Below are 25,846 nucleotides of genomic sequence, written 5' to 3'. Positions count from 1 at the left end.
ATGGGTGCAGGCGGCGCCAACAGGGCGCGGCGAGCGCGCACGGACGGGTAGACTGTTATCACTTTTGACAACTTTCGCCCACAGGATTCTCCATGCGCCTGCTCATCGCCCTCATTCTTCCCTGGCTGACCTTCTTCACGATCGGCCGCCCGATCGCCGGCATCATCTGCCTGATCCTGCAAATCACCCTGATCGGCTGGCTGCCGGCCGCCATCTGGGCCGTCTACGCCCTGAGCCAGTACAAGACCGACCAGAAGATCGAGCGGGCGCGCCAGCAGCGCGATTTCTGATCCCGGCCGGCCGTTGCCTGAATAGTACGCTCGTGCATTTTCTGCGGTATAGTGGATGGCTCATCCAGCACCACCTACAAGGAGAACGAGAGACATGAGCGCCGACTACCAGGTCCACGGCAGCGTTGCCGTCATCACCCTGAACAACCCGCCGGTCAACGGCCTGGGGCTCGCGACCCGCAGCGCCGCCGTGCAGGGCGTGCAGGCGGCAGAAAGCGATCCGGCGGTCAAGGCGATCGTGCTCACCGGCGCCGGCAAGGCCTTCTCGGGCGGCGCCGACATCCGCGAATTCAATTCTCCGAAGGCCCTCACCGAGCCGACCCTGCACTCGCTGATCCGGGTGGTCGAGGGCTCTTCCAAGCCGGTCGTGGCGGCGATCCACAGCGTGGCCATGGGCGGCGGCCTGGAGCTGGCGCTGGGGTGCCACTACCGCGTGGCGCTGCCGGGCGCCCAGATCGCGCTGCCCGAAGTGAAGCTGGGCCTGATCCCGGGCGCCGGCGGCACCCAGCGCCTGCCGCGCGTGCTCGGCCTGGAAAAGGCGCTGGGCATGATTCTTGGCGGGATCCCGATGCTGTCCGAAAAGCTGGCCGGCACGCCGCTGTTCGACGAGGTGTTCCAGGCGGGCGCCGAGCTGCTGCCGGCCGCCATCGCCTACGCCGAGCGCATCGCCGACCTGCGTCCGCTGCCGAAGGTGCGCGACCGCGTGGTCGAGCACCCCGACGCCGCCGGGTTCCTGGCCTCCGCACGGGCCCAGGTCGATGCCGCCGCCGGGCCGTTCCCCGCGCCGCGCGCCTGCGTGGAGGCGGTGGCCGCCTCGGTGACGGCCGATTCGTTCGAGGACGGCTTGCGTTTCGAGCGCGAGCGTTTCATTCAACTGACCACGACGAGCGAATCGAAGGCGCTGCGCCATGCCTTCTTCGCCGAACGCGCGGCCGGCAAGGTGCCGGACGTGCCGGCCGATACGCCGTTGCGCAGCATCGCGAGCGCGGCGGTGGTCGGCGCCGGCACCATGGGCCGCGGGATCGCCATGAACTTCGCCAACGCCGGCATTCCGGTGACGCTCCTCGAAACGAAGCAGGACGCCCTGGACCAGGGGCTGGCCGCGATGCGCAAGCTGTATGAGAGCGGCGTGAGCAAGGGCAAGCTGAAGCCCGAGCAGCTCGAGCAGCGCATGGCGCTGGTGACCGGCACGCTGTCGTATGACGCCATCGCCCAGGCCGACATCGTGGTCGAGGCGGTATTCGAGGACATCGGCGTCAAGGAACTCGTGTTCCGCGAGCTGGACAAGGTGATGAAGCCGGGCGCGATCCTGGCCACCAATACCTCGACGCTCGACGTCAACCGGATCGCCGCCTTCACGCGCCGCCCCCAGGACGTGATCGGCCTGCATTTCTTCAGCCCGGCGCACGTGATGAAGCTGCTCGAGATCGTGCGCGGCGCCCGCACCGGCAAGGACGTGCTGGCCACGGCGCTGGCGCTGTCCAAAAAGCTCAGGAAGATCGGCGTGGTCTCCGGTGTGTGCGACGGCTTCATCGGCAACCGCATGCTGGAGCAGTACCTGCGCCAGGCGGTCTTCCTGCTCGAAGAAGGCGCGCTGCCGGAGCAGGTCGACCGCGCGATCGAGGCCTTCGGCTTCGCGATGGGGCCGTTCCGCATGAGCGACCTGGCCGGCAACGACATCGGCTGGCACATCCGCAAGCGCCGCGCGCTGGAGTCGCCGGGCTTCACCTATTCGAAGCTGCCGGACCTGCTGTGCGAACAGGGGCGTTTCGGGCAGAAGACCGGCGCCGGCTGGTACGACTACCGCGCGGGCGAACGCAAGGCATTGCCGTCCGAGGCGGTGAACGACATGGTCGTGCGCCATTCGGCCGACATCGGCGTGTCGCGGCGTGCCATTGCCGACGAGGAGATCGTCGAGCGCCTGGTGTATGCGCTGGTGAACGAAGGCGCTCGGATCATCGAGGAGGGCATCGCGCTGCGCGCTTCCGACGTCGACATGGTGTACCTGAGCGGGTATGGCTTCCCCTTGCACCGGGGCGGACCGATGCTGTACGCGGACAGTGTCGGTTTGCCGAAGGTGCTGGAGGCGGTCGAAGGGTTCGCCCGCGGGCGCCAGGGCGAGGCGTGGCAGCCGGCGCCGCTGCTGGCGCGCCTGGCGTCGCTGGGGCAGGGCTTCAACGGCTGAGAGTAGCCTGCGGGAGTCGGTCGATTCGAAAAAAATGCCGCTGGATAGCCAGCGGCATTATTCTTTCTGCGCTCGCGGTCTCAGTCGTTGGCGTAGATATTGTTGTCCTTGGTCTCCCGCACGAACAGTGCGCCGATCACGAAGGTGATGAGCGCGATGACGATCGGATACCACAAGCCGTAATAAATATCGCCCTTGAACGCCACCAGCGCAAAGGCCGTCGTCGGCAGCAGGCCGCCGAACCAGCCGTTACCGATGTGATACGGCAGCGACATCGAGGTGTAGCGGATGCGGGTCGGGAACATCTCGACCAGCATTGCCGCGATCGGGCCGTACACCATGGTCACGTACAGCACCAGGATGAACAGGAAGACCACCAGCATCGGCTTGTTGATCTGCGTTGGATCGGCCTTGTCCGGATAGCCGGCGGCCTTCAGGGCGCCGGTCACTTCGGACTTGAGCGCCGCTTCGCTGGCCAGCGAGGCCTTGTCGAAGTTGAGGTTATCCGGCGTCATGACGGCGTTGAACGAACGGTACTCGGTGTCGCCGATCTTGATGGTGGCGACGGTGCCGGCCGGCGCGTCGACGCGGTTGTAGCTCACCGAGGCGGCGGTCAGCATGCGCGTGGCGATGTCGCACGAGGACGGGAATTTCTTGGTGCCGGTGGCGTCGATCTGGAAGCTGCAGGTGTTCGGATCGGCGACGACGACGACCGGCGAGGTCTTGATCGCGGTTTCGAGCGCCGGGTTGCCGTAGTGGGTGATGGCCTTGAAGATCGGGAAGTAGGTGGCGGCGGCGATCACGCAGCCGCCGAGGATGATCCACTTGCGGCCGATCTTGTCCGACAGCGCGCCGAAGATGATGAAGAACGGGGTCGCCAGCAGCAGCGCGATCGCGATCAGGATGTTCGCGGTCGGATCGTCGATCTTGAGCGTCTTGGTGAGGAAGAACAGGGCGTAGAACTGGCCGGTGTACCACACCACGGCCTGGCCCATCGTCAGGCCGATCAGGGCCAGCAGGGCGATCTTGGCGTTCTTCGGCTTGAGGAAGGCTTCGGACAGCGGCGCCTTCGAGGTCTTGCCCTCGGCTTTCATCTTGGCGAAGGCCGGCGACTCGTTCATCGACAGGCGGATCCAGACCGAGATGCCGAGCAGGATCACCGAGATCAGGAAGGGAATGCGCCAGCCCCAGGCCTGGAACTCCTCTTCGCCAGTCAGGGTGCGGGTGCCCAGGATCACCAGCAGCGACAGGAACAGGCCGATGGTGGCCGTGGTCTGGATGAAGGCCGTGAACAGGCCGCGCTTGCCGTGCGGCGCGTGCTCGGCCACGTAGGTGGCGGCGCCGCCGTATTCCCCGCCCAGCGCCAGGCCTTGCAGGATGCGCAGTGTGACCAGGATGATCGGCGCCGCGATGCCGATCTGGGCATAGCTCGGCAGGATGCCGACCAGGAAGGTCGAGGCGCCCATCAGCAGGATGGTCACCAGGAAGGTGTACTTACGGCCGATCATGTCGCCCAGGCGGCCGAACACCAGCGCGCCGAACGGGCGCACGATGAAGCCGGCGGCGAAGGCGAGCAGGGCGAAGATGAAGGTGGTGCTGGGGTCGCCGATGAAGAACTGCTTGGCGATGATGGAAGCGAGCGAACCGTAGAGATAGAAGTCGTACCATTCGAAAACGGTGCCGAGGGAAGAAGCGGCGATGACCTTGCGCTCTTCCTTGGTAAGTCCGGCGGAGGTCGGTGCAGCTTGTCCTCCGACAGTATTGCCGGGTGTGATAGCCATGGGTGTCTCCGTAATTAATTTTGTGTAACCGGAAATGCTGATTGTTGGTCAGCTAACTCCACTGTGCTCCCGAAACCTTACGCGAATCTTGCATCCAGCTTACGCATGGCTTACGAGCGCATTCTCGTGCTCCGCTTTTCCGTGTCGGACTACTGCCCGTTGATAGGAGAGAATCATCCTATTTAATCCCCATGATGAAATCGATATTTCTTCGCGAACGGTCGTGCTGCCGCTATGCTATGCTCGACCGGCTTCCCTCTACGGCAACGTCCGGGAAGGCACTCACCCTCAATGAATAGAACAGGAAACAGAATGATCAAGCACATCGTGATGTGGAAATTGAAGGAACAGGCCGAAGGCGCCGATCGCGCGACCAATGCGCGCGAGATGAAGCGCCGGCTGGACGAGTGTGCGACGGTCGTGCCGGGCATCCTGACCTTCGAGGTGACCTTGGCCCAGCCCGACCTCGAAGCAACCTATGACGTGGTGCTGTATTCGGAGTTCGCCGACCGCGCCGCGCTCGAGGGTTACATCAAGCACCCAACCCACCAGGCCGTGGTGCCGTTCATCGGCGCCATCCGCGAAGGCCGCCAGTGCATGGATTACGAGGTCTGAGCCGCACAGCTTTCCGATAACGACAACCAGGAGACCGCATGCGCACCACCCAGGAGCTGTTTTCACTGAAGGGCAAGACCGCCATCGTGACCGGCGGCTCGCGCGGGCTCGGCCTGCAAATGGCGCAGGCGCTCGGCGAGCAGGGCGCGCGCCTGGTGATCTCGTCGCGCAAGCAGGAAGAGCTCGACGCCACCGTGGCCCAGCTGCACGCGCTCGGCATCGAGGCCAGCTGCTTCGCGGGCGATCTGTCCGACCCGGGCCAGGCGCAGGCGCTGGTCGAGGCGGCGATCGCGCGCCTGGGCCACGTCGATATCCTGATCAATAACGCCGGCGCCACCTGGGGCGCGCCGGCAGAGGACTATCCGCTCGAGGCCTGGGACAAGGTGATGAACCTGAACGTGCGCTCGGTCTTCCTGGTGTCGCAGGCGGTCGGCAAGCTGTCGATGATCCCGCGCCGCTACGGCCGCATCGTCAATATCGCGTCGATCGCCGGCCTGGCCGGCAACCCGCCCGATGCGATGCAGACGCTGGCGTACAACACGTCCAAGGGCGCGGTGGTAAATTTCACCCGTACGCTTGCCGGCGAGTGGGGGCGCTACGGCATCACGGTCAACGCGATCGCGCCGGGCTTCTTTCCGTCGAAGATGACGAAGGGCGTGCTCGCCGCCTATGGCGTCGACGGGCTGGCGGCCGCGGCCCCATTGAAGCGCCTGGGCGACGATGAAGACCTGAAGGGCGCCGTGGTGCTGTTCGCTTCGGATGCCGGCAAGCACATCACCGGGCAGGTGCTGGCGGTGGATGGCGGGGTGACGGCGGTCTAGTTTAGGGAGGGGCAAAAATGGACGAGTTTCACGGAAAGGTTGCGGCCATCACGGGCGCCGCCAGCGGCATGGGGCGCGAGTTCGCCAACCTGGCCGCCAGCCTCGGCATGAAGCTGGTGCTGGCCGACGTCCAGCCCAAGGCCCTCGAAAAGGCGGCGGATGAACTGGCGAAGCAGACCGAGGTGCTGGCCATGGTGTGCGACGTGCGCAAGGGCGAGCACGTGCAGGAACTGGCCGATTCGGCGATGGCGCGCTTCGGCGTGGTGCACCTGGTGTTCAACAATGCCGGCGTCGGCGCCGGCGGCCTGGTGTGGGAGAACTCCGAGGAAGACTGGGAGTGGGTGCTGGGTGTCAACCTGTGGGGCGTGATCCACGGCGTGCGCGCGTTCACGCGCACGATGCTCGAGTGCGCCGCGCAGGATCCCGGCTATCGCGGCTGGATCGTCAATACCGCCTCGATGGCGGGCTTGCTCAATTCGCCGGCGCTGGGCATCTACAACGTCTCCAAGCATGCGGTGGTCTCGCTCACCGAAACCCTGTACCACGACCTGAAGCTGGTCGACGCGCCGATCGGGACTTCGGTGCTGTGCCCGTATTTCATCCCGACCGCGATCGCGCAATCGCACCGCCACCGTCCGGACGAATTGCGCACCGACGAAATCATGACCGCGAGCCAGATGGCGGCGCAGGCGCTCACCGAAAAGGCGGTCGGCTCCGGCAAGGTGTCGGCGGCGGACGTCGCGCGCCTGACTTTCGACGCTATCCGCGAAGAGCGCTTCTATGTGTTCTCGCACCCGCAGGCGCTGGGCGCGGTGGCCGAGCGCATGGACGCGCTGGTGCATGCCCGGCAGCCGGCCGATCCGTATGCGGCGACACCGCATTTGAAGGAGATCTTGAAGGCGGGGATGAAAGGAAGGCGGTAGGGTTGGCGGCGAGATCGACTGGCACTAGATCGTGGGGTGGGCGGGTCCCCCGCCCACGCGTTCAATCCAGGCGAGGGTTATCGCAACATCGCCGTAAGTTGAACGCGTGGACGGCGAAGCCGTCCACGCCACGTCTCACGCTGCAGCGACGACGCCAGGCTGCACCACCCGCTCATGCAACTCCGGCGCCGCATCCCGATACAGCTTGACCACGGTCGAGGTGCGCGTCCCATACTCGGGCGATTCGATGCATACCGGCGACAGCATGCGTTCCATCTCGATCGGCACGCCGGTCTCGGGCAGGCGCACGTCCGGCGCGCGCGTGGTGTCGGCCAGCATCTCGAAGTACGCATCCTCGGGCGCCCCCTGGCACAGCAGGCTCGCGAATTGCGCCTTGGTGCGCAGCACCTTGGGCCAGGGCGTGTCCAGCAGGCCGTTCGAGATGCCGTAGATGCGGCCACGCTCCAGCGGCTGGCCGTTGCGCGGATCGTCCTTGCCGCGGTTCGAGTACCAGTACAAGGTCTCGCCGTCGCCCAGCACCAGGTTGTAGCCGTTGTACAGGTCGGGGCGCGCCGCCAGTTCGGCCACGTAGGCCGCCGCATCGAGTTCGCCGCGCAGGTAGTCGGCCACCAGCGCGCCGCGCGACGGCGCATCCAGCCGGCGTTCTTGCGGGCTGCGGATATTGGTCAGCGCCGCGAAGCGCGGGCCGTTGGGGCCGGTGAGCGAGACGCCCATCCAGCTGCCGCCGCCCTGCAGGTCGCGGCCCGCGATCACATGCGGCGCCTGCGGCCAGGGGCCGGCCGGCGTGGCGGGGCGGTCATAGAACTCGTCGCGGTTGGCGGCCGCGATGACGGGCACGCCGGGGACGACGTGCCATGCAAAGACGATCAGGCACATGGCAGGTCCGTGAAAATTTCAAGGCGGCGCGGCCCGGCGAGATACGGCGAGATGCCGGCATCGTCGACGACCTGCGCCAATACCGCTTCGAAGCCCTCCGTCACGCCCGGATAGACTTCCATCCAGGTCTGCAGGCCGTCCTTGTCTTCGGGGCGGCGCTTGAGCGCCACCCGCACGCCGGCATCCTGCTCCAGGCGGCGCGCCATGGCATGCACCAGCGGCGCCAGCCGGGCGGCATCGATGCTGCGCACCTTGTAGTAGACGTAGAAGTCGACCATCGCTAGTCGTCGATCGCGTCGAGGCTGTAGGGCATGGGCAGGAAGCGCAGCAGCGCGCCGCCGGCCGAGCCCAGGCGCACCTCTTGATCCAGCGCGGCCAGCTTGATCTCGACCAGGGCATCGGCGCCGCCGCGGCCGTTCGGCGCGGCGTTGACGACCATGCCGCAGGGTTGGTCGGGGTCGGCCACCGAAAACACTTCATCGCCGGCGCGGGCGGCGGCATTCTCGATGCCGGCCAGCGCGGTGCGGCGCTTGATCTTGCCCAGGTATTTGGTGCGCGCGACGATTTCCTGGCCCGGGTAGCAGCCCTTCTTGAAGTTGACGCCGCCCAGCAGCTCGAGGTTGACCATCTGCGGCACGAACTGCTCCTGCGTGGCAGCGCTCACCTGCGGCTCGCCGGCGTGGATCGTGGCCAGGCGCCAGGCCTGGTTGCCGCCCAGGGCCAGTTCTTCCTTCAATGCCGGCAGGGCAGCGCTCGCTGCCTCGGTCGAGGCGAGCCACAGGTAGCGTGGCGCGCCGAAGGCGTCGTTCAGGCGCAGCACGGTGCCGAACTCGCCGCTGGTCTTGCCCATCGGCGCGCCTGGTAACGTATTGACGAAGCGGCCGAGCGCCGCCTGCGCCCCGGCGCCGCCAAGGCCGAGCACGGCCGCGAACGGCGCTTCATCGGTGGCGTCACGCAGCTTGGCTTTGCTGCGCAGCACAAACATCGACAGGCGCTTTTGCAGCGGCGCCTGGATCGCGCGCGGCAGCTGCAAATACACGGCGTCAGGGTCGCGCCACATCAGGAAGCTCGCCTGCAGGCGGCCTTTCGGCGTGCAGAAGCCGGCGAAGCGGGCTTCGTCCTGCTGCAGGTGCTCGACGTCGTTGGTGAGCTGGGCGTGCAGGAATTTCGCGGCTTCTTCGCCGGCGACAGCGATCAATCCCTGGTCGGTCACGGTGGCGACAAAGCCGGCCGCGAGTGCGTCGATATCCAGGGGCTGGCCGAAGTCCTCGACCTGGGTGGCTTCGTCGAGATGGAAGCGGGCGCCATGCGTGGCGAGGTGATCAGTCCAGTTACTCATGAAAATCCGAAATATTTTGGCAATTAGGCTTTATCATTACGGCCTCATTATAGAGTTGTCGGGGAAATCGCGCCGGGAGCGCCGCAATCCGCACCAGCATCCACGTTCGTACCCGCACACACCACATGGCATTCATAAAAAAATTACTCGTTACCGGCGTCGTGGTCACGCTGGCAGCCGCAGGCGGATTTTCCTGGTGGGCCAAGCACTCGCTCACGACCAGCGGTGAACCGATCGAATTCACGATCAATCCCGGCAGCGGTGTCGCAGCGAGCGCGCAGCAGATGGTGGCGGCCGGCGTGCCGATCAACCCGACCATGTTCGTGCTGCTGGCGCGCCTGACGGGCGACGCCGCGCGCATCAAGGCCGGCAGCTATGAACTGAAACCGAATACCAGTCCGCGCGGCCTGCTGACCCAGCTGGTGCGCGGCGAGTTCGCGCAAGAAGCGATCACCATCATCGAAGGCTGGACCTTCCGCCAGATGCGCCAGGCGATCGGTTCGCACAACCGCCTCAAGCACGACACGGTCAAGCTGTCCGACCAGGAATTGATGGGCAAGATCTCGACCGAGTTCAAGGAGCCGGAAGGCTTGTTCTTCCCAGACACTTATTTGTTCGCCAAGGGCTCGTCGGAAATCGAGATCTATCGGCGCGCGCACCAGGCGATGCTGGAGCACCTGAACGCGGCCTGGGAAAAGCGCAACAAGGAGCTGCCGTACAAGACGCCGTACGAAGCGCTGATCATGGCCTCGATCGTCGAGAAGGAAACGGGCCAGAAGAGCGAGCGCAACATGATCGCCGGCGTGTTCGTCAATCGCCTGCGCACCGGCATGCTCCTGCAGACCGACCCGACCGTGATCTACGGCATGGGCGAGGTGTTTGCGGGCCAGATCCGCAAGAAGGACCTGCTGACCGATACCCCTTACAATACCTATACGCGCAGCGGGCTGCCGCCGACGCCGATCGCGCTGCCCGGTTTGCAGTCGCTGAATGCGGCGCTCGCGCCGGCCGAGACACCGGCGCTGTATTTCGTGGCGCGCGGCGATGGCACCAGCCACTTCTCGAACAACCTGCTGGACCATAACCGGGCGGTCAACCGTTTCCAGCGTGGCATCATGAACCAGCCACTTACCGAATCCCATTAACACGAAGCAGGGCAGCACATGCAGGGCAAGTTCATTACATTCGAAGGCATCGATGGGGCCGGGAAATCGACCCACATCGGCTTCGTCACCGATTACCTGACGTCGCGCGGCAAGCAGATCGTCTCGTCGCGCGAACCGGGCGGCACGCCGCTCGGCGAAAAGCTGCGCGACTTGCTGTTGCACGAAAAGATGCACCTGGAAACCGAAGCGCTGCTGATGTTCGCCAGCCGGCGCGAGCACATCGCGCAAGTCATCGCTCCCAATCTGGCCGCAGGCAAATGGGTGCTGTCGGACCGTTTCACCGACGCCAGCTTCGCCTACCAGAGCGGCGGCCGCGGCCTGCCGCGCGCCAAGATGGAAGCGTTGGAAGCCTGGGTGCATCCCGAACTGCAGCCCGACCTGACCTTGCTGTTCGACGTGCCGCTCGAAGTGGCGCGCCAGCGCCTGGACGCGACGCGCACGCTGGATAAATTCGAGCGCGAGCAGGCCGACTTCTTTGCGAAATGCCGCGCCGAATACCTGCGCCGCGCGGAGCAATTCCCCGAGCGTTTCGTCGTGGTCGACTCGACCAGGAGCATTGCCGATATCCAGGCCAGCCTGGCCCAAGTTCTGGAGAAATTGTTGTGACGATGTACCCGTGGCAAGGGGCCGCCTGGTCCCAGCTGCAGCAGATGCGCGCGCGCATGCCGCATGCGATCCTGTTCCATGGCCCGGCCGGCACCGGCAAGGCCGACTTCATCGAGACCTTTGCCCAGGCCCTGCTGTGCGAGAGCCCGCGGCCCGACGGCCATGCCTGCGGGGTCTGTGCGTCCTGCGGCTGGTTCGTGCAGCACAATCACCCGGATTACCGCCGCGTGCGGCCGGAGGTATTCGAAGACGATCTGCCGGCCGACGGCGAGGACGGCGAAGCGGGCGCCAAGTCGAAATCGACCAAGGCGCCGTCGAAAGAGATCAAGATCGAGCAGATCCGCAACCTCTCGGATTTCATGAACATCTCGACCCACCGCCAGGGCTTGCGGGTGGTGGTGCTGTATCCGGCCGAGGCGCTGAACATGCCGGCGTCGAATGCGCTGCTCAAGACCCTGGAAGAACCGCCGCCGGGCACCGTGTTCCTGCTGTCTTCCAACAGCCTCGATCGCCTGCTGCCGACGATCCTGTCGCGCTGCCGCAAGTTCGCGCTGCCGATGCCTTCGCACGACGAAGCCCTGGCCTGGCTCAAGGAGCAGGGCGTGCCGGACGCCGACAGCTGGCTGCGCGAGCAGGGCGGCGCGCCGCTGGCGGCCCTGGCAGAGTCAAGCAACGGCAACCGCGACGACATGGAGGCGCTGCTGCAGTTCCTGGCGCGGCCGGCGCCGGATTCCGCGCTGCGCGCCGCCGAGAAGCTGGCCAAGGCCGAGTTGCCGGCCCTGGTGTCCTGGACCCAACGCTGGCTGTACGATGTGTTTTCGTACAAATTGTCGGGCAAACTCCGCTACTACCCGCGCTACCAGAAGGAGCTGGCGGCGCTGGCCGGTCGCGTCAATGCGCCGGGCCTGCTGCGCGTCATCAAGGCCGTGAACGAGCGGCGGGCTGTGGCGGATCATCCTTTGTCGGCAAAATTGTTTGTCGAAGATATGCTGCTTGAGTACACTGCGTGCTGCACATGAAAGGACCACAATGAGCGTCACCCAGCCAGAGACGAATGCAGCCCAGGCCCCGCGGCCTTCGGTGCTGTCGCTGGCGATCAAGGAAAAGGCGGCGCTGTACGCGGCCTACATGCCGTTCCTGAAAAACGGCGGCATGTTCGTGCCCACCAACAAACCTTATAAAATCGGCGACGAGATCTACCTGATCCTGGCGCTGATGGACGACCAGAACAAATACCCGATCGCCGGGACCGTGGCCTGGATCACGCCGAGCGGCGCCAATAACAACAAGGCGCAGGGCATCGGCGTGCATTTCCCGGCCGACGAGGCCGGACAGCGCGCCAAGGCCCGCATCGAAGAAATCCTCGGCGCGGCGCTGCGGTCGTCGCGCGCAACCCATACCCTGTAACCACCACCTTTCGTTTCATGCCATCCTACGTTCATCGCCTGGCTCGACGCGACGACCTGCCGGTCATCGTCGACATCTACAATTCCACCATCGCCTCGCGCGAAGTCACCGCCGACACCGCACCTATTACGGTCGAATCGCGCGAAGCGTGGTTCAACGACCATACGCCGGACCGTCGTCCGCTGTGGGTGATTCACGATGCCGAGGACAAGCGCGAGCATCCCGAAGTGCTGGGCTGGCTGTCATATTCGAACTTCTACGGTCGTCCGGCGTATTCGGGCACGGCCGAGGTGTCGATCTATATCGCCGAAAGCGCGCGCGGCAAGGGACTTGGTCGCTACTGCCTGGAGGTGGCAATGGCGTTCGCGCCCGAGGTCAAGGTGCATACCTTGCTGGGCTTCATCTTCGGGCATAACCAACCAAGCCTGGCACTGTTCCGCAAATACGGCTTCGAAACCTGGGCCAATTTCCCACGTGTAGCCAATCTCGACGGGATCGAGCGCGACCTGATCATCCTGGGCAAGCGCGTCGTAGACTGATGTAAAAAGAGCGGGATGCATACCGCTCTTTTTTCGGGCCGTTACGTTGCCGTGTCAGCGCAGCCTGGTGCTGCTTCAGCGATCACTTTTTCGGCTTGTAGTACACATGACCCGATAACTTGATCGTACCGGCCCCGTTGGACAAGTCTTCGGTGCCGCTCAAATAGCCGCCGCCGGTTGCGCGAGCATAGGTGCCGGAGCCGCCGGTGATGGTGAAGGTGCCGCCGTTCATGACGTAGGCAGTGCCTGCGCCGGTGGGAACGAACTGGCCACCGTAGTTGGCGAAAATCTGGTCGCCGTTCGGATACAGCACGATGAACTTGCCATTGCTGAAGGTGAATGTGGTGCCGGACTGGGCGAAGCAGTCTCCGCCGACGAACGCGACTGGCGTGCCTTCGGCCGTCTGGCCGTGGCCGGCAAGCTTGCCGCCGAGGGTGGACGCACATTGCGGCGCAGGGCCAACCTTTTCATTGAATACGCCATTGATTTCAAGCGCTTTGCCAACGGTCGGACCGGCCGAGGCCGAAAAAGACGCGGCCATCAGGACCAGGCTGGACAGGAGGCGAAGTGAGACAGTCTTCATTACAATATTTCCTTGGCTGTTAAAAAAATGATATTGCACATACTAAGATAAGCGACGAATTTTGTTGCGCGCACGATTCAATTTTTCACGTTGTTGCAAGTTATCCACGCTTCCCGCCTCGACAACCTGATTCCCCGCCCTTGTCAGGAGCAAAGAGTGATGCTCCTGTCCGGTGAGTGGCCCGCATGGCGCTCCCCGACGCCTGCCTTTACAATGGCAGGATGTACATCGATTCCCATTGCCACATCAATTTCCCGGAACTGGCAGCCCGCATGCCTGAAGTCCTGGCCAAGATGGCCGAGAACAAGGTGACGCACGCCCTGTGCGTGTCGGTCGACCTGCCTGACTTCCCGCAAGTGCTCGCCCTGGCCGAGCAACACCCCCACATCTTCGCCTCGGTCGGCGTCCATCCCGACTATGAGGACACGCCGGAGCCGACCGTCCAGCAACTGGTCGAGCTGGCCAACCACCCCAAGATCGTCGCCATCGGTGAAACCGGCCTGGATTACTACCGGCTCGAGGGCGACCTGGAATGGCAGCGCGAACGCTTCCGCGTGCATATCCGTGCTTCGCGCGAGACGCGCAAGCCGCTGATCATCCATACCCGCGCCGCCAGCGAGGATACGATCCGCCTGATGAAGGAAGAGGGCGCCGGTACGGATGCGGGAGGCGTTGCGGGCGTGATGCACTGCTTCACCGAATCGCTGGCGGTGGCCGAAGCCGCGATGGCCCAGGGCTTCTACATCTCGTTCTCGGGCATCGTCACCTTCAAAAGCGCCAAGGAACTGCAGGCGGTGGCGCAAGCCGTGCCGCTCGAGCGCATGCTGATCGAGACCGACTCGCCGTATCTCGCGCCGGTGCCGTTCCGCGGCAGGATGAACGAGCCGGGCTATGTGGCCCACGTGGCCGAGTACATCGCCACGCTCAAGGGCGTCTCGCTGCGCGAGGTGGCCGACCGCACCAGCGAGAATTTCTTCAATCTGTTCCAGACCGCCAGGAGCTGACCCGTGCCGATCCGCCGCCTGCTTGCCGCCAGCCTGCTGTTTGCCGCAATTGCCGGCGCCCACGCCGCCCTGCCGCCCACGCCGCAGCAGGTGAGTTCCTTCTTCCGCGCCGTGCAGATGGATGACGCCGGCACGGTGCGCAAGATGGTCGGCGCGGTCGTCAATGCCAACGAACTCAATCCCCTGGGCGGCGAGCCGGCCCTGGTGCTGGCGATCCGCGAAGGCGCGCGCGAGGTAATCCTTGAACTACTGCGCCATCCGGGCACCGACCTCGAGCGTAAGGCGGTCAATGGCAACACGGCGCTGATGATGGCGGCCTTCAAGCGCGATGAAGAGGTCGTCCGCGCGCTGCTGAAAAAAGGCGCCAAGGTCAACCAGCCGGGCTGGACCGCGCTCCACTACGCCGCCGCCAGCGGGGACGACAAGATCGCGCAATTGCTGATCGAACATGGCGCCAAGCTCGACGCCGTGTCGCCGCGCCCCAGCGGCGCCTTCACGCCATTGATGCTCGCGGCGCGCGAAGGGAAGGACGCGACGGCGCGGCTGCTGGTCGCCCGCGGCGCCAATACCGCGCTGAAGAACACGGAAGGGCATACCGCGGCCCAGATCGCCAGGCAGGCGGGCCGCGACGAACTGGCCAGGGAGCTCACTGCTTCAGCCCGCTGATTTTGTCCGCGTGACAATTCGCTCGTGAATTGGACGGTAAAACGCGCTTAGCTCGACCAATTGCGTGAGGGCAACGGTATCCATAATGTGTCTACGGTTTAACGACCACCGACCAACAAGGATACCCATGCTCAACGAACGCGAAATCGAAAGCTGCTACCTGGGGCAGTTCATTCCAGTCCACTACCATCACAATATGCTGATGGACCAGAACCGGATGCACAGCTTCAAGAATGCCATCCATTATTCCGTGTTCCCCGGCGCGAAAGTGCTGGAGCTGGGTGGCGGCACCGGTGTGCTGTCTTTCTTCGCGGCCCAGAGCGCCTCGAAAGTGTATTGCGTCGAGTTCAACCCGGACATGGTGCAGGAAGCGCGCCGCTTCCTGGCGATGAACCCGAACGGCCACAAGGTTGAAGTGATCCATGCCGACGCCTTCGACTACCTGCCGCCGGAGCCGGTCGACGTCGTGATCTGCGAGATGATCCACGTCGGCATGCTGCGCGAAAAGCAGGTCGAAGTAATCGAATCGTTCAAGCGCCGCTACCTGGCCAAGTTCGGCGGCCCGCTGCCGCTGTTCATGCCGGAAGCCGTGATCATGGCGGCCCAGCCGATCCAGCAGGCGTATGACTTCGACGGCTTCTATGCCCCGATCGTGCAGTTCCAGGAAACCGGTGTGGTCCAGCCAGGCACGGTCGAGCTGGCCCAACCCGCCGTGTACAGCATCCTCGATTTCAGCCAGCCGGTCGACAGCCTGATCGTCTGGGAAGGCTCGCTGCTGGTGGAGCAGGGCGGCACGCTGAACGCGATGCGTTTCGTAACCAAGAACGTGCTGGCCATCGTCCAGGAACAGGCGACCACCATCGACTGGCTCAACCATTACATGACCCTGCCGCTGTACCGTCCGGTCGAGGTCAAGGCCGGCGACCTGCTGCGCATCTCCTTCGCCTACCGCGCCGGCGGCTCGATCCCGTCGCTGCAAGCGTCGATCAAGGTCGAGGTCGTGGCCGAGCAGGCGGAAACCGGGGCGCACGCGCCGGCGGTCGAGGAAGCGGCCACCTTCGCCTGATGCGGCAACCATGGGCGGACCGGTCGGTCCGCTCATCCTTTCCGGCGACCGTTCGGGCCGCCGTTTCCCCCGTTTATCGCACGCCGCTGTCCCCATTGCCTCTTTCGGCATACATTCACCATGCTGCTTCTTCATGGAGAAAGACAATGCTGAGTTTCCTGGTATGGTTGGTGCTGCTGTTCCTGTGCTGGCCAATCGCGCTGCTTGCCCTGGTGCTGTATCCTGTGGTGTGGCTGCTGTTGCTGCCGTTCCGTCTGCTCGGCATCGGCGTCGACGCCGTGTTCGGCCTGCTGCGCGCGATCGTCATGCTGCCCGCGCGGGTGCTTGGACATAATCCGGCGCGCTGACGCGCCTGCTCGGGTATTCGGCAGAGTGTTCGGCAGATAACAGACTATGGCCACTTGATCTTCTACTGTGGAGCTGCGTGCTTTCATCCGGAAAGCGCGCATTGAATAGAGGAAAATGACTATGCGCCTGGATATTTACCGCAGAGCCGAACACGACGGCAAGTTCTCGTACCTGGCCGTGCCCGAAGCGAAGAACATTCCCGAAGAAGCCACCAATACCGACTGGGAGATCGAAGCCCGCGCTTTCGAGGTCGACGACAATGCCGACCAGATCGCGGATTTCGACATCGATAACCTCAACGGCCAGATCGCCGAAAAAGGTTATGCGATGACGTCGGTACTGCACTGACATTTTCCTGGCGGGTATTGCCACCGCCAGCGCCGGCAGGCGGGCCATGCGGCCCGTGCGCCGGCGCCACCCTCCCTCTCCAGCGAGTCGGCGGGGCCGCCACGGCCCAGCAGCCGATGTGGTATCCTGCGTCCTTGATCAAGAGGGTCAGCCGCTCCCATGGCTGCGATGGAGGATGTGATGAAGTGGGTCGTTGTGGGTTTCTATATTCTGTCTATCCTGCACATCCATTTCCGCGGGCGCGTGCGCCTGCCGTTCCGTCGCCAGATCTTCGACCACTCGTCGTTCATGGCGCCGATCAATATTTTCATGCACAAGTTCTCGAAGGTGCCGAACACGCCCTTCATCCCGGTGAGCGAGTTCCCCGAACTGGCCCGTCTGCAAGAGAACTGGCCGATCATCCGCGCCGAAGCCGAGAACCTGCTCGCGCTCAAGAAGATCAAGGCGGCCGAGCAGAACGACGACGCCGGCTTCAATTCCTTCTTCAAGAACGGCTGGAAGCGCTTCTACCTCAAGTGGTATGACGCCAGCCACCCGTCGGCCGAGCGCCTGTGCCCGCAGACCTACGCGCTGCTGCAATCGATCCCTTCGGTCAAGGCGGCGATGTTCGCCGAGCTGCCGCCGGGCGGCAAGCTCAACCCGCACCGCGACCCGTTCGCCGGCTCGATGCGCTACCACCTGGGCCTGGCCACGCCGAACGACGACCGCTGCTTCATCGACGTCGACGGCGAGCGCCACAGCTGGCGCGACGGCCAGGGCGTCGTGTTCGACGAAACCTTCATCCACTGGGCGATCAACGGCAGCGAGAGCGACCGCGTGATCCTGTTCTGCGACGTCGAGCGCCCGATGCGCTACCGCTGGATGCAGGCTTTCAACCGCTGGTTCGGCCGCACCGTGATGACTGCCGCCGCCTCGCCGAATGAAACCGGCGACCAGGTCGGCCTGGTGAGCAAGCTGTTCCGCATTTCCTTCTATGCCGGGCAGTACCGCCGCCGCTTCAAGGCCTGGAACAAGACCGCCTACAACATCACCCGCGTGCTGCTCGTCGTCGCGCTGGCCGCCTTCATCTACTGGATCTGATCCTTCTTAAGCCCTAGTGCGCGAGAGGCGCTCGCGCCTGCACAATCCATGTGGTCCCGAAAACGGGCATTCGGCCATTGTCGCTACAATGGCCGTCCCGAATCCTACACATGGAGGCAGTCGATGGCAAAAGTACTGGTACTGTATTACTCGACGTATGGCCACATCGAGACGATGGCGAACGCCGTCGCCGAGGGCGCGCGCAGCACGGGCGCGACCGTCGACGTGAAGCGGGTTCCCGAGACCGTCCCCGAAGACGTCGCCAGGGGCGCCCACTTCAAGCTCGAGCAGGCCGCGCCGGTCGCCACCGTCGCCGAGCTGGAGCACTACGACGCCATCATCGTCGGCGCGCCGACCCGCTACGGCCGCATGCCGGGCCAGATGGCGGCTTTCCTCGACCAGACCGGCAGCCTGTGGGCGCGCGGCGCCCTGAACGGCAAGGTGGGCGGCGCCTTCACCTCCACCGCGACCCAGCATGGCGGCCAGGAAGCCACGCTGTTCTCGATCATCACCAACCTGCTGCACTTCGGCATGACCATCGTCGGCCTGCCGTACAGCTACCGGGAGCAGATGACGCTGGACGAGATCGTTGGCGGCAGCCCCTACGGCGCCACCACCATCGCCGGCGGCCAGGGCCAGCGCCAGCCGAGCGAGAAGGACCTGGGCGGCGCCCGCCACCAGGGCGAACTCATCGCCAAGACCGCCAACAAGCTGTTCGGCTGATCGATGCGATGCCGCCCGCTGCAGCCAAGTGCGCAGCGGGCGCATTGAATCTTTGGTATCGTAGAACTCTGCCGCCACGGCGGTGCTCGATGAGGCGCCAACGACATGACCAAGCTTTCCGCTTTTCCCATCACCCAGAAATGGCCGGCCGCCCATCCCGAGCGGTTGCAGCTGTATTCGATGCCGACCCCGAACGGCGTCAAGATCCCGATCATGCTCGAAGAGATCGGCCTGCCGTACGAGGCGCACAAGGTCGACTTCGCCAAGGACGAGCAGAACTCGCCAGCCTTCCTGTCGCTGAACCCGAACAACAAGATTCCCGCCATCCTCGATCCGGACGGCCCGGAGGGGCAGCCGCTGGCGCTGTTCGAATCGGGCGCGATCCTGCTCTACCTGGCCGAGAAGAGCGGCAAGCTGATTCCGCACGATGCGGCGGGTCGCTACCGCGTCATCCAGTGGGTGATGTTCCAGATCGGCGGTGTCGGGCCGATGTTCGGGCAGCTCGGCTTCTTCGTCAAGTTCGCCGGCAAGGATTATGAGGACAAGCGCCCGCGCGACCGCTACGTGGCCGAATCGCGCCGCCTGCTCGGCGTGATCGACGCCCAGCTGGCGCAGCATACCTGGATCGCGGGCAACGACTTCACCATTGCCGACATCGCGGTATTCCCCTGGATTAATGGTTTGCTGAACTTCTACGAGGCGGAAGACCTGATCGGCGCCGAAGACTTCGGTAATGTGAGGGACGCGCTGGAGCGTTTCCTGGCGCGCCCCTCGGTCAGGAAGGGACTCAAGATCCCGTCCTGACTCGGCTTCGGATCAGTAGGGGCTGGACGTCGGCCGCACGATCATTTCGCTGACGTCGACGTCCGCCGGCTGCTCGATGGCGAAGGCGATGGCGCGCGCGATCGCTTCCGGCTTGATGGCGCCCTTGCGGAATTCGCGCATCGTGTCGCGCGCCAGCGGGTCCGAGATCGTATCGGCCAGTTCCGACTCCACCACGCCGGGCGAGACCAGCGTTACGCGGATGTCGCCGCCGACTTCCTGGCGCAGGCCCTCGGTAATGGCGGCCACCGCGAACTTGGTGGCGCAGTAGACGGCCGCCGTCGGGCTGACGGTGTAGGCGCCGATCGAGGCGATGTTGATGAACTGGCCGCTGCGGCGCGCCTGCATTCCCGGCAGCACGGTGGCGATCCCGTGCAGCACGCCGCGGATGTTCACGTCGATCATGCGGTTCCATTCGTCGATCTTGAGCGCATCGAGCTTCGACAGCGGCATCACGCCCGCATTGTTGATCAACACGTCGACCTGGCCATGGCGCTCGAGGGCGAAGTCGACGAATTCGCGCATGCTTTCCAGGCTCGTCACGTCGAGCTGGGCGACGTCGGCCTTGCCGCCGGCTTCGCGGATGTCGGCCGCCAGCGCCACCAGGCGTTCGGTGCGGCGCGCACCCAGCACCACGCGGTGGCCGAGCGCGGCGAGATGGCGGGCGGTGGCTTCGCCGATGCCGCTGCTGGCGCCGGTGATCAGGACGACTTTGGACAGTTGGTCTTTCATGGTGGGCTCCGTTGTGTGGACAGTGGAGCCAGTATGGACGCGCACGCCCGCGCCGCCCATGCCGAAAAGTCGCCGCGGATTGCACGATCCTCCGGATATGACAATGGCGCCCGCAGGCGCCATCCAGGAAACGGCGGCTTCGGGCCGCGGCAACAACGCCGCTTATGCCTTTGCCGGGTCGCGCGGACGCTGGCGATGGAAGGTCAGCGGGGTGTAGGCCACGTTCGACGGCGGCGGCGATTTGAGGATGTTCGTCTTCATGGCGCCCACCACGTGCATCTCGCACGGCTTGCAATCGAAGCGCAGCGTGTACTTCTCGTCGCCGCTGACCAGGGTCATCGGCTCGGCCTTCACCCGGCCCTGCACGCCTTGCACGCCCTTGGCCTGCTTCGGGCACAGGTTGAACGAGAAGCGCAGGCAGTGCTTGGTGATCATCAAGGAAACCTCGCCGGCTTCCTCGTGCGCTTCATACGCCGCGTCGATCAGCTGCACGCCGTGCTTGTGGTAGAAGGCGCGCGCCTTGTCGTTGTAGACGTTGGCCAGGTAGCTGAGCTGGGTTTCCGGGTAGACCGGCGGCGGTTCCGCCGGCGCCTTGCGCTGCGGGCGCTCCCAGGCCGCCAGGCGCGCCGCCTCGTGCGCGGCGATGGCGTCGCGGCGCAGGGCATTGATGGCGGCGCTCGGCACGAACCACGGCTGGCTCAGCTGCAGCGCCACGTGGCCGGCCTCGAACATCGTGTTGCCGAGCTTGGCCAGGCTGGCGCGCAGCCCGGCCTCGGCCTGGGCCGCCTGCTGGGCCGGCTCCAGTGCGAGCATGGCTTCGGCGCTGGACGCGATGCCGTCCTCGTCGACGACGTCCAGGCGCAGGCCGCCCGGCACTTCGCTCAGGATCAGGTCGATCGCCACCTTGCGCTCGGACGACTTTTTACTGAGCGTGGCTTCCCACTGGTGGTCGCGGTTGCGGTGGATGACGGTGCCCACCTTCAGGCCGGCCAGGCTCGGCATCGGCTCGTTCGGGAACACGCGCCAGCGCTGGCCGTCCGGCTCCTCGCCGAGCTTTTCGGCGCGGTTGGCCTGGATGCCGCAGGTGGCGCGCTTGTTCATGTAGTTCAGGCCGTCGCCATTGGCCATCGGCGCATTGGTGACGATGTCGAAGCTGTCGCCGTTCAGGCGCGCCACGATGCCCAGTTCCACGCCAACATACTTGGGTGAATCGAAGGCGCCGATGTCCGGCAGGCGGCCCTGGGCGAAGTATTCGGTGTGGCCGCGGTGGAAGTTCTTGTCGACGTCAGGCGAGAACATCACGCGGGTGCGGCCGCTGGCGGCGCGCGCGAACTCCGGACGGCGCTCGAGCAGCTCGTCCAGCAGCAGCCGGTAGTGGGCGGTGATGTTCTTGACGTAGCCCATGTCCTTGTAGCGGCCCTCGATCTTGAACGAGCGGATGCCGGCATCGACCAGCGCTTCCAGGTTGCGGCTCTGGTCGTTATCCTTCATCGACAGCAGGTGCTTGTCGTAGGCGACCACGCGGCCCTGGCCGTCGCTCAAGGTGTAGGGCAGGCGGCAGGCCTGCGAGCAGTCGCCGCGGTTGGCCGAGCGGCCGGTGTCGGCGTGCGAGATATAGCACTGGCCCGAATAGGCCACGCACAGCGCGCCGTGCACGAAGTATTCGAGCGGCGTGTCGGTGGCGGCGTGGATCTTGCGGATCTGCTCGACCGTCAGCTCGCGCGCCAGCACCAGCTGGGAAAAGCCGACGTCGCCCAGGAATTTCGCCTTCTCGGCGCCGCGGATGTCGCACTGGGTGCTGGCGTGCAACTGGATCGGCGGCAGGTCGAGTTCGAGCAGGCCCAGGTCCTGGATGATCAGCGCATCCACGCCGGCCTCGTACAGCTGCCAGATCTGCTTGCGCGCCAGATCGAGTTCGCTGTCGTGCATGATCGTGTTCATGGTCACGAAGATGCGCGCGCGGTAGCCGTGGGCGAACTTGACCAGCGCGGCGATATCTTCCAGCGGATTGCTGGCGTTGTGGCGCGCCCCGAAGGCCGGTCCGCCGATGTACACGGCGTCGGCGCCGTGGAGGATCGCTTCGCGGCCGATCTCGGCGGTCTTGGCGGGCGAGAGCAATTCGAGCTCGTGGGCAAGCAGGGACATGGGTTTTCCTTTGGGGCGAAGGACGAGATTATAGCGAGATGGCGCCTGCGCGTCATGCCTCGCGTGGCGGGTTGTCAGCGTGGAACCATCTTCGTTCGAGGTCGAGCGAACGCCGCAGCCCGGCCGCGGTCCAACCCGCATCGACGCCGCTTGCGAAAGGATGGCCGATGGCCGATCAGCCACATACCCCGGAGCCGGCCGTGCAGGATCACGCGCGGCATGCGAGCTACCTCCTGCTCGGCGGCGGCCTGGCCGCCGCCACTGCCGCCGAGACGCTGCGCCAGGAGGGCGCGCAGGGCGCCATCGTCATCGTGGCGGACGAGCGCGACCCGCCTTATCACCGGCCGCAGCTCTCGACCCGCTTCCTGGAGGGCGACGCCGCGCCGCCGCTGGCGACGGTGTTGCCGCTTGAATACTTTCACGACAATGGCGTGACCCTGCTGTCCGGCGTGCGCGCGACAAGCCTCGATGCCGACGCCCAGCTGGTGCGCACCGACCACGCCGGCGCCATCCGCTACGACCGGCTGCTGGTCGCCACCGGCGTGCGTCCCGTGCATCTCGCGGTGCCGGGCGCCGGGCTGCCCGGCATCCACTACCTGCGCACGGCCAGCGACGCGCGCCTTCTGCGCGGCGCAATGGAGGGCGCGGCGCGGGCCGTGGTGGTCGGCGCCGGCTTCATCGCCCTCGAGATGGCCGCGGCCTTCGCGCGCAAGGGTATCCAGGTGACCGTGCTGGCGCGCCACGGCATGTTGTTCGACAAGCTGCACGACCACGGCATCAGCGACTACCTGCGCGCGCTGTACGTCGGCCAGGGCGTGGAAGTGCTGGCCGATACGGTCGCCGCCTTCCATGGCGAGCGGCAGGTCGAGATGGTCGTCACCGAGGGCGGACGCCGGTTGCCGTGCGAGCTGGTCGGGGTCGGCATCGGCGTCGCGCCCGATCTCGGCTGGCTGGAAGGCAGCGGCCTGGCGCTGGACGACGGCGTGTGCGTCGACCAGTACCTGCAAGCCTCGCATCCGCTGGTGTGGGCGGCGGGCGACGTCGCCAATTTCACCGACCCCGTGTTCCGCCTGCGCCACCGCATCGAGCACTGGGACAATGCGGTCAAGCAGGGACGGCTGGCGGCGCGCAATATGCTCGGCATGCGGCTGCGCTACGACGAGGTGCCCTATTTTTCCTGCGAGCTGTTCGGCCAGGGCTTCCAGTTCCTGGGCCATCCCGAGGCCGGCCACCAGCATGCCCGGCTGGGTCGCCCCGAGACCCGCTCCTGGGCCTGCCTGTATCTGGACCACGAGGTGCCGCGCGCCCTGTTTTCCACGGGGCGGCCGGCGATCGAGACGCGCGCGATCGAGTCGCTGATCCGCTACCGCACGAATATCGGCTGGGCCTGCAAGCGCCTGCACGAGCCCGACTTTTCCATCACGCGCATCCCCAGCCAGACCGCGCTGATCCTGCAGGGCGGCGGCGCGCTGGGCGCCTTCGAATGCGGCGTGGCGCGGGCGCTCGAAGACGCGCGCATCCAGCCCGACGTCATCGCCGGGGTGTCGATCGGGGCCTTCAATGGGGTCATCATGGCGGCCAATCCAGGCCATGCCGCCGCCGCGCTGGAGGATTTCTGGCGCCGCCTGTCGCTCGACGTGCCGCAGGCGGCGCAGGCGCTGCTCGACGACCGGGCGCGGCGCCTGCTCGGTTCGTGGCAGACGCTCGCTTTCGGCGTGCCGGCCTTCTTCAGGCCGCGCTGGAGCGGCATGCTCACAGGCATGGAGCCGCTCTCATGGACCAGCCTGTACGACCCGACACCGGTCAAGGAATTGTTGAAGCGCTACGTCGATTTCGGGGCGCTGAAATCGAGTTCGGTACGACTATTGGTCAGCGCGGTCAATGTCGAGACGGCGCGCCTGGAAATCTTCGACAGCTATGTCGACGACCTGAGCGCCGACCACATCCTGGCCAGCGGCAGCCTGCCGCCGGGCTTTCCCTGGACCACCATCGCCGGCAAGCACTACTGGGATGGCGGCATCATCAGCAATTCGCCGCTCGAGCTGCTGCTGGAGCACTCGGGCACGGCGCGCAAGCGCATCTTCATCGTCGACCTGTACCCCGAGACAGGGTCGCTCCCTACCAGCCTGATGGAAGTGCTGGGCCGGCGCGATGAAATCGTGTTTGCCGAGCGCGTCCGGCGCGACAGTGCCGAGCAATTCCTGGTGCGCGACTTTCGCAAGCTGGTCGAGGGCATCCTGGCCTACGCCACCTCGCCGGACCAGGCCGACCAGGTGCGCCAATGGCCCACCTATATCCAGCTGATGGGCGACAAGGATGCCGGGCCCAGCATCACCCGGATCGTGCGCAAGGGGAGCGAACGCGAGACGGCGGCGCGCGACTACGATTTTTCGGCGCTGTCGATCGCGCGCCATATGGAAGAGGGCCAGGCGGCGGCCCGCGAGGCGCTCGCGGCGCAGCGCGGCTAGCGCTATGATCGCAATTCGTGGCGCGCATGTTAGCGCAAACGCCGCGCACATTTTTCCTGTTTCGCTTAGGAATCGACCCTTACCGGCAAAATCGGAACAGGTCCCGATGGCAAATCCGTAACTATGCTAACATCGGCCAACATTACTAACTTCTAAAGAAATTCACCGACATGAGTAAAACGAGCATCGAGGCCGTCCGCGAATCGATGGAGCAGGGCAAGCCCACCATGGTGGACGTGGCCAGGCTCGCCGGCGTGTCCGCGATGACCGTGTCGCGGGTCATGAACGGCAAGAGCCTGGTGCGCGAAAGCACGCGGCGCAAGGTGGCCGAGGCGGTCGCGGCGCTCAACTACACCCCGAACCAGGAAGCGCGCAACCTGGCCGGCTCCAAGCCGATCCGCGTCGGCTTCCTGTACAGCAATCCGAGCGCCGCTTACCTGAGCGAATTCCTGGTCGGCCTGCTCAACCAGTCCGGCCTCAACAACGTCCAGCTGTTCGTCGAGAAGTGCGAGGCCGGCAACCACGAGATCGAGCATACCCAGCGCCTGATCAACAACGGCCTGGATGGCGTGATCCTGCCGCCGCCGCTGTGCGACAGCGTCGCCGTGCTCGAGTGCGTGGCCAAGGCAGGGATTCCGGCGGTGGTCGTGGCCTGCGGCTCGCCGGCCCCCGGCGTCGGCGCGGTCAGCATCGACGACTACGAGGCGGCGCGCTACATGGCGCGGCACCTGATCGCGCTGGGCCACCAGCGCATCGGCTTCATCGTCGGCCATCCGAACCAGACCGCCAGCGCGCGCCGCCTGGACGGCTACCGCGCGGCGATCGCCGAGAAGGGCGCCGACGCCTCCGACGAGCTGGTGGTGCAGGGCATGTTCACCTACCGCTCGGGCCTGGACGCGGCCGAGCAGTTGCTGGGGTTGCCGGAACGGCCGACGGCGATCTTTGCCAGCAACGACGACATGGCGGCGGCCACGGTGGCGGTCGCGCACCGCCTGGGCCTGGACGTGCCGGGCGACCTGACCGTCACCGGTTTCGACGATACCGCTCTGGCCACCACGATCTGGCCGGAACTGACCACCGTGCGCCAGCCGATCGCCGGCATGGCGCGCGAGGCGGTGCAGGCCCTGGTGCGCCGGGTGCGCGCGCTGCGCGAAGACGAACCGGCCGAGCCGGAGCAGAGCCACATGGACTTCGAGCTGGTGCGCCGCCAGTCCGACGCCGCCCCCCGTATCCGTCCGCCGGCACGCCTGCCGTCGGTGGCGAAAGCGCGCTGACATCCGGCAAATCCAGCC

The 25,846-nt window shown here is 65.5% G+C and carries 27 protein-coding genes; 20 read left to right on the top strand and 7 right to left on the bottom strand.

All coding sequences use genetic code 11. The annotated features are described in order from the left end of the window. Nucleotides 1-92 precede the first annotated feature (92 nt). Both HMPREF9710_RS24970 and HMPREF9710_RS24965 read left to right on the top strand, forming a co-directional pair. Nucleotides 93-290 (top strand): YqaE/Pmp3 family membrane protein, encoded by a 198-nt coding sequence (locus HMPREF9710_RS24970; RefSeq protein WP_005671099.1) that lies wholly within the window; start codon nucleotides 93-95, stop codon nucleotides 288-290. Nucleotides 291-384: 94 nt separating this feature from the next. Beyond that, the gene (locus HMPREF9710_RS24965) at nucleotides 385-2,475 is read left to right on the top strand and encodes a 3-hydroxyacyl-CoA dehydrogenase NAD-binding domain-containing protein (protein ID WP_005671097.1); all 2,091 of its coding nucleotides are present in this window, start codon (nucleotides 385-387) and stop codon (nucleotides 2,473-2,475) included. Between the two features lie 80 nt (nucleotides 2,476-2,555). On the opposite strand, the gene HMPREF9710_RS24960 is transcribed toward HMPREF9710_RS24965, so the two are convergent. After that, nucleotides 2,556-4,256, bottom strand: coding sequence for an MFS transporter (locus tag HMPREF9710_RS24960; RefSeq protein WP_005671094.1), 1,701 nt, complete (start codon nucleotides 4,254-4,256; stop codon nucleotides 2,556-2,558). Between the two features lie 312 nt (nucleotides 4,257-4,568). On the opposite strand from HMPREF9710_RS24960, the gene HMPREF9710_RS24955 reads away from it, so the two are divergent. From HMPREF9710_RS24955 to HMPREF9710_RS24945, 3 genes are read left to right on the top strand one after another with little or no spacing between them, the layout of a single operon-like run. Then, on the top strand, nucleotides 4,569-4,871 hold the full coding sequence (locus HMPREF9710_RS24955; protein ID WP_005671092.1) for a Dabb family protein: 303 nt from the start codon (nucleotides 4,569-4,571) through the stop codon (nucleotides 4,869-4,871). A gap of 38 nt (nucleotides 4,872-4,909) precedes the next feature. Continuing rightward, complete coding sequence (locus HMPREF9710_RS24950; protein WP_005671091.1) at nucleotides 4,910-5,692, top strand: SDR family oxidoreductase; 783 nt, start codon at nucleotides 4,910-4,912, stop codon at nucleotides 5,690-5,692. A gap of 17 nt (nucleotides 5,693-5,709) precedes the next feature. Then, nucleotides 5,710-6,615, top strand: coding sequence for an SDR family oxidoreductase (locus tag HMPREF9710_RS24945; protein WP_005671089.1), 906 nt, complete (start codon nucleotides 5,710-5,712; stop codon nucleotides 6,613-6,615). 135 nt (nucleotides 6,616-6,750) lie between these two features. Here HMPREF9710_RS24945 and HMPREF9710_RS24940 read toward each other — a convergent pair whose 3' ends face one another. From HMPREF9710_RS24940 to ygfZ, 3 genes are read right to left on the bottom strand one after another with little or no spacing between them, the layout of a single operon-like run. Then, on the bottom strand, nucleotides 6,751-7,512 hold the full coding sequence (locus HMPREF9710_RS24940) for an NRDE family protein (RefSeq protein ID WP_005671088.1): 762 nt from the start codon (nucleotides 7,510-7,512) through the stop codon (nucleotides 6,751-6,753). Further along, nucleotides 7,503-7,790, bottom strand: coding sequence for a DUF4936 family protein (locus tag HMPREF9710_RS24935; protein WP_005671086.1), 288 nt, complete (start codon nucleotides 7,788-7,790; stop codon nucleotides 7,503-7,505). The genes HMPREF9710_RS24940 and HMPREF9710_RS24935 overlap by 10 nt, the downstream gene beginning before the upstream one ends. 2 nt (nucleotides 7,791-7,792) lie before the next feature. Then, nucleotides 7,793-8,851 carry a CAF17-like 4Fe-4S cluster assembly/insertion protein YgfZ gene (gene ygfZ / locus HMPREF9710_RS24930; RefSeq protein ID WP_005671085.1) on the bottom strand — a complete coding sequence of 353 codons (1,059 nt, stop codon included), beginning with the start codon at nucleotides 8,849-8,851 and terminating at the stop codon, nucleotides 7,793-7,795. A gap of 125 nt (nucleotides 8,852-8,976) precedes the next feature. On the opposite strand from ygfZ, the gene mltG reads away from it, so the two are divergent. From mltG to HMPREF9710_RS24905, 5 genes are read left to right on the top strand one after another with little or no spacing between them, the layout of a single operon-like run. Further along, complete coding sequence (gene mltG, locus HMPREF9710_RS24925; protein WP_005671083.1) at nucleotides 8,977-9,996, top strand: endolytic transglycosylase MltG; 1,020 nt, start codon at nucleotides 8,977-8,979, stop codon at nucleotides 9,994-9,996. A gap of 18 nt (nucleotides 9,997-10,014) precedes the next feature. Further along, nucleotides 10,015-10,623: a dTMP kinase gene (gene tmk, locus HMPREF9710_RS24920; RefSeq protein ID WP_005671082.1), complete on the top strand. Its 609-nt coding sequence runs from the start codon at nucleotides 10,015-10,017 to the stop codon at nucleotides 10,621-10,623. Nucleotides 10,624-10,625: 2 nt separating this feature from the next. Next, entirely contained in the window at nucleotides 10,626-11,642 is a 1,017-nt protein-coding gene (locus HMPREF9710_RS24915) for a DNA polymerase III subunit delta' (protein WP_040778192.1), read from the top strand. 10 nt (nucleotides 11,643-11,652) lie between these two features. Further along, nucleotides 11,653-12,030, top strand: a complete 378-nt coding sequence (locus HMPREF9710_RS24910; protein ID WP_005671078.1) for a PilZ domain-containing protein — start codon at nucleotides 11,653-11,655, stop codon at nucleotides 12,028-12,030. A 17-nt stretch (nucleotides 12,031-12,047) separates the two neighbouring features. Next, nucleotides 12,048-12,569, top strand: a complete 522-nt coding sequence (locus HMPREF9710_RS24905) for a GNAT family N-acetyltransferase (protein WP_005671077.1) — start codon at nucleotides 12,048-12,050, stop codon at nucleotides 12,567-12,569. Nucleotides 12,570-12,651: 82 nt separating this feature from the next. Here the strand turns inward: HMPREF9710_RS24905 and HMPREF9710_RS24900 are convergent, their stop codons facing one another. Next, nucleotides 12,652-13,152 (bottom strand): hypothetical protein, encoded by a 501-nt coding sequence (locus HMPREF9710_RS24900; protein ID WP_005671076.1) that lies wholly within the window; start codon nucleotides 13,150-13,152, stop codon nucleotides 12,652-12,654. Between the two features lie 221 nt (nucleotides 13,153-13,373). Here HMPREF9710_RS24900 and HMPREF9710_RS24895 point away from each other — a divergent pair, with 221 nt between their 5' ends. From HMPREF9710_RS24895 to HMPREF9710_RS24860, 8 genes are all read left to right on the top strand, one after another. Beyond that, nucleotides 13,374-14,156: a TatD family hydrolase gene (locus HMPREF9710_RS24895; RefSeq protein WP_040778189.1), complete on the top strand. Its 783-nt coding sequence runs from the start codon at nucleotides 13,374-13,376 to the stop codon at nucleotides 14,154-14,156. Between the two features lie 3 nt (nucleotides 14,157-14,159). Further along, nucleotides 14,160-14,822, top strand: coding sequence for an ankyrin repeat domain-containing protein (locus HMPREF9710_RS24890; RefSeq protein ID WP_005671074.1), 663 nt, complete (start codon nucleotides 14,160-14,162; stop codon nucleotides 14,820-14,822). Between the two features lie 127 nt (nucleotides 14,823-14,949). After that, a complete protein-coding gene (locus HMPREF9710_RS24885) occupies nucleotides 14,950-15,888 on the top strand; it encodes a class I SAM-dependent methyltransferase (protein WP_005671073.1) in 939 nt (312 codons plus the stop codon). A gap of 146 nt (nucleotides 15,889-16,034) precedes the next feature. Next, entirely contained in the window at nucleotides 16,035-16,235 is a 201-nt protein-coding gene (locus HMPREF9710_RS24880; RefSeq protein ID WP_005671072.1) for a hypothetical protein, read from the top strand. Between the two features lie 121 nt (nucleotides 16,236-16,356). Further along, nucleotides 16,357-16,584, top strand: a complete 228-nt coding sequence (locus HMPREF9710_RS24875) for a DUF6139 family protein (protein WP_005671071.1) — start codon at nucleotides 16,357-16,359, stop codon at nucleotides 16,582-16,584. A gap of 180 nt (nucleotides 16,585-16,764) precedes the next feature. Then, a complete protein-coding gene (gene lpxO / locus HMPREF9710_RS24870) occupies nucleotides 16,765-17,664 on the top strand; it encodes a lipid A hydroxylase LpxO (RefSeq protein WP_005671070.1) in 900 nt (299 codons plus the stop codon). Nucleotides 17,665-17,787: 123 nt separating this feature from the next. Beyond that, nucleotides 17,788-18,387 (top strand): NAD(P)H:quinone oxidoreductase, encoded by a 600-nt coding sequence (wrbA, locus tag HMPREF9710_RS24865; protein ID WP_005671069.1) that lies wholly within the window; start codon nucleotides 17,788-17,790, stop codon nucleotides 18,385-18,387. Nucleotides 18,388-18,492: 105 nt separating this feature from the next. After that, nucleotides 18,493-19,191, top strand: coding sequence for a glutathione binding-like protein (locus HMPREF9710_RS24860; protein ID WP_005671068.1), 699 nt, complete (start codon nucleotides 18,493-18,495; stop codon nucleotides 19,189-19,191). 12 nt (nucleotides 19,192-19,203) lie between these two features. Here the strand turns inward: HMPREF9710_RS24860 and HMPREF9710_RS24855 are convergent, their stop codons facing one another. Both HMPREF9710_RS24855 and HMPREF9710_RS24850 read right to left on the bottom strand, forming a co-directional pair. Next, nucleotides 19,204-19,941: an SDR family oxidoreductase gene (locus HMPREF9710_RS24855; RefSeq protein ID WP_005671067.1), complete on the bottom strand. Its 738-nt coding sequence runs from the start codon at nucleotides 19,939-19,941 to the stop codon at nucleotides 19,204-19,206. A gap of 162 nt (nucleotides 19,942-20,103) precedes the next feature. Then, nucleotides 20,104-22,086, bottom strand: coding sequence for a peptidase U32 family protein (locus tag HMPREF9710_RS24850; protein ID WP_005671066.1), 1,983 nt, complete (start codon nucleotides 22,084-22,086; stop codon nucleotides 20,104-20,106). 167 nt (nucleotides 22,087-22,253) lie between these two features. Here HMPREF9710_RS24850 and HMPREF9710_RS24845 point away from each other — a divergent pair, with 167 nt between their 5' ends. Then, a complete protein-coding gene (locus tag HMPREF9710_RS24845; protein ID WP_005671064.1) occupies nucleotides 22,254-24,554 on the top strand; it encodes an FAD-dependent oxidoreductase in 2,301 nt (766 codons plus the stop codon). Nucleotides 24,555-24,724: 170 nt separating this feature from the next. Beyond that, the gene (locus tag HMPREF9710_RS24840; protein ID WP_005671063.1) at nucleotides 24,725-25,828 is read left to right on the top strand and encodes a LacI family DNA-binding transcriptional regulator; all 1,104 of its coding nucleotides are present in this window, start codon (nucleotides 24,725-24,727) and stop codon (nucleotides 25,826-25,828) included. The last annotated feature ends 18 nt before the right edge of the window (nucleotides 25,829-25,846 follow it).

Source organism: Massilia timonae CCUG 45783 (assembly GCF_000315425.1).
GTDB classification, from domain to species: domain Bacteria; phylum Pseudomonadota; class Gammaproteobacteria; order Burkholderiales; family Burkholderiaceae_D; genus Telluria; species Telluria timonae.
Note: the sequence above shows the minus strand (reverse complement) of the source record. Positions and strands in the feature narration are given on the sequence as shown.

Coding starts and splice junctions, on each gene's coding strand:
- HMPREF9710_RS24860 (WP_005671068.1), top strand. CDS start 18,493: ATGACCAAGCTTTCCGCTTTTCCCATCACCCAGAAATGGCCGGCCGCC.
- HMPREF9710_RS24880 (WP_005671072.1), top strand. CDS start 16,035: ATGCTGAGTTTCCTGGTATGGTTGGTGCTGCTGTTCCTGTGCTGGCCA.
- HMPREF9710_RS24900 (WP_005671076.1), bottom strand. CDS start 13,152: ATGAAGACTGTCTCACTTCGCCTCCTGTCCAGCCTGGTCCTGATGGCC.
- HMPREF9710_RS24910 (WP_005671078.1), top strand. CDS start 11,653: ATGAGCGTCACCCAGCCAGAGACGAATGCAGCCCAGGCCCCGCGGCCT.
- HMPREF9710_RS24845 (WP_005671064.1), top strand. CDS start 22,254: ATGGCCGATCAGCCACATACCCCGGAGCCGGCCGTGCAGGATCACGCG.
- HMPREF9710_RS24960 (WP_005671094.1), bottom strand. CDS start 4,256: ATGGCTATCACACCCGGCAATACTGTCGGAGGACAAGCTGCACCGACC.
- lpxO (WP_005671070.1), top strand. CDS start 16,765: ATGAAGTGGGTCGTTGTGGGTTTCTATATTCTGTCTATCCTGCACATC.
- HMPREF9710_RS24945 (WP_005671089.1), top strand. CDS start 5,710: ATGGACGAGTTTCACGGAAAGGTTGCGGCCATCACGGGCGCCGCCAGC.
- HMPREF9710_RS24950 (WP_005671091.1), top strand. CDS start 4,910: ATGCGCACCACCCAGGAGCTGTTTTCACTGAAGGGCAAGACCGCCATC.
- HMPREF9710_RS24940 (WP_005671088.1), bottom strand. CDS start 7,512: ATGTGCCTGATCGTCTTTGCATGGCACGTCGTCCCCGGCGTGCCCGTC.
- HMPREF9710_RS24905 (WP_005671077.1), top strand. CDS start 12,048: ATGCCATCCTACGTTCATCGCCTGGCTCGACGCGACGACCTGCCGGTC.
- wrbA (WP_005671069.1), top strand. CDS start 17,788: ATGGCAAAAGTACTGGTACTGTATTACTCGACGTATGGCCACATCGAG.
- HMPREF9710_RS24955 (WP_005671092.1), top strand. CDS start 4,569: ATGATCAAGCACATCGTGATGTGGAAATTGAAGGAACAGGCCGAAGGC.
- tmk (WP_005671082.1), top strand. CDS start 10,015: ATGCAGGGCAAGTTCATTACATTCGAAGGCATCGATGGGGCCGGGAAA.
- HMPREF9710_RS24840 (WP_005671063.1), top strand. CDS start 24,725: ATGAGTAAAACGAGCATCGAGGCCGTCCGCGAATCGATGGAGCAGGGC.
- HMPREF9710_RS24965 (WP_005671097.1), top strand. CDS start 385: ATGAGCGCCGACTACCAGGTCCACGGCAGCGTTGCCGTCATCACCCTG.
- HMPREF9710_RS24875 (WP_005671071.1), top strand. CDS start 16,357: ATGCGCCTGGATATTTACCGCAGAGCCGAACACGACGGCAAGTTCTCG.
- HMPREF9710_RS24855 (WP_005671067.1), bottom strand. CDS start 19,941: ATGAAAGACCAACTGTCCAAAGTCGTCCTGATCACCGGCGCCAGCAGC.
- HMPREF9710_RS24915 (WP_040778192.1), top strand. CDS start 10,626: ATGTACCCGTGGCAAGGGGCCGCCTGGTCCCAGCTGCAGCAGATGCGC.
- HMPREF9710_RS24935 (WP_005671086.1), bottom strand. CDS start 7,790: ATGGTCGACTTCTACGTCTACTACAAGGTGCGCAGCATCGATGCCGCC.
- HMPREF9710_RS24970 (WP_005671099.1), top strand. CDS start 93: ATGCGCCTGCTCATCGCCCTCATTCTTCCCTGGCTGACCTTCTTCACG.
- HMPREF9710_RS24850 (WP_005671066.1), bottom strand. CDS start 22,086: ATGTCCCTGCTTGCCCACGAGCTCGAATTGCTCTCGCCCGCCAAGACC.
- HMPREF9710_RS24885 (WP_005671073.1), top strand. CDS start 14,950: ATGCTCAACGAACGCGAAATCGAAAGCTGCTACCTGGGGCAGTTCATT.
- HMPREF9710_RS24895 (WP_040778189.1), top strand. CDS start 13,374: ATGTACATCGATTCCCATTGCCACATCAATTTCCCGGAACTGGCAGCC.
- mltG (WP_005671083.1), top strand. CDS start 8,977: ATGGCATTCATAAAAAAATTACTCGTTACCGGCGTCGTGGTCACGCTG.
- ygfZ (WP_005671085.1), bottom strand. CDS start 8,851: ATGAGTAACTGGACTGATCACCTCGCCACGCATGGCGCCCGCTTCCAT.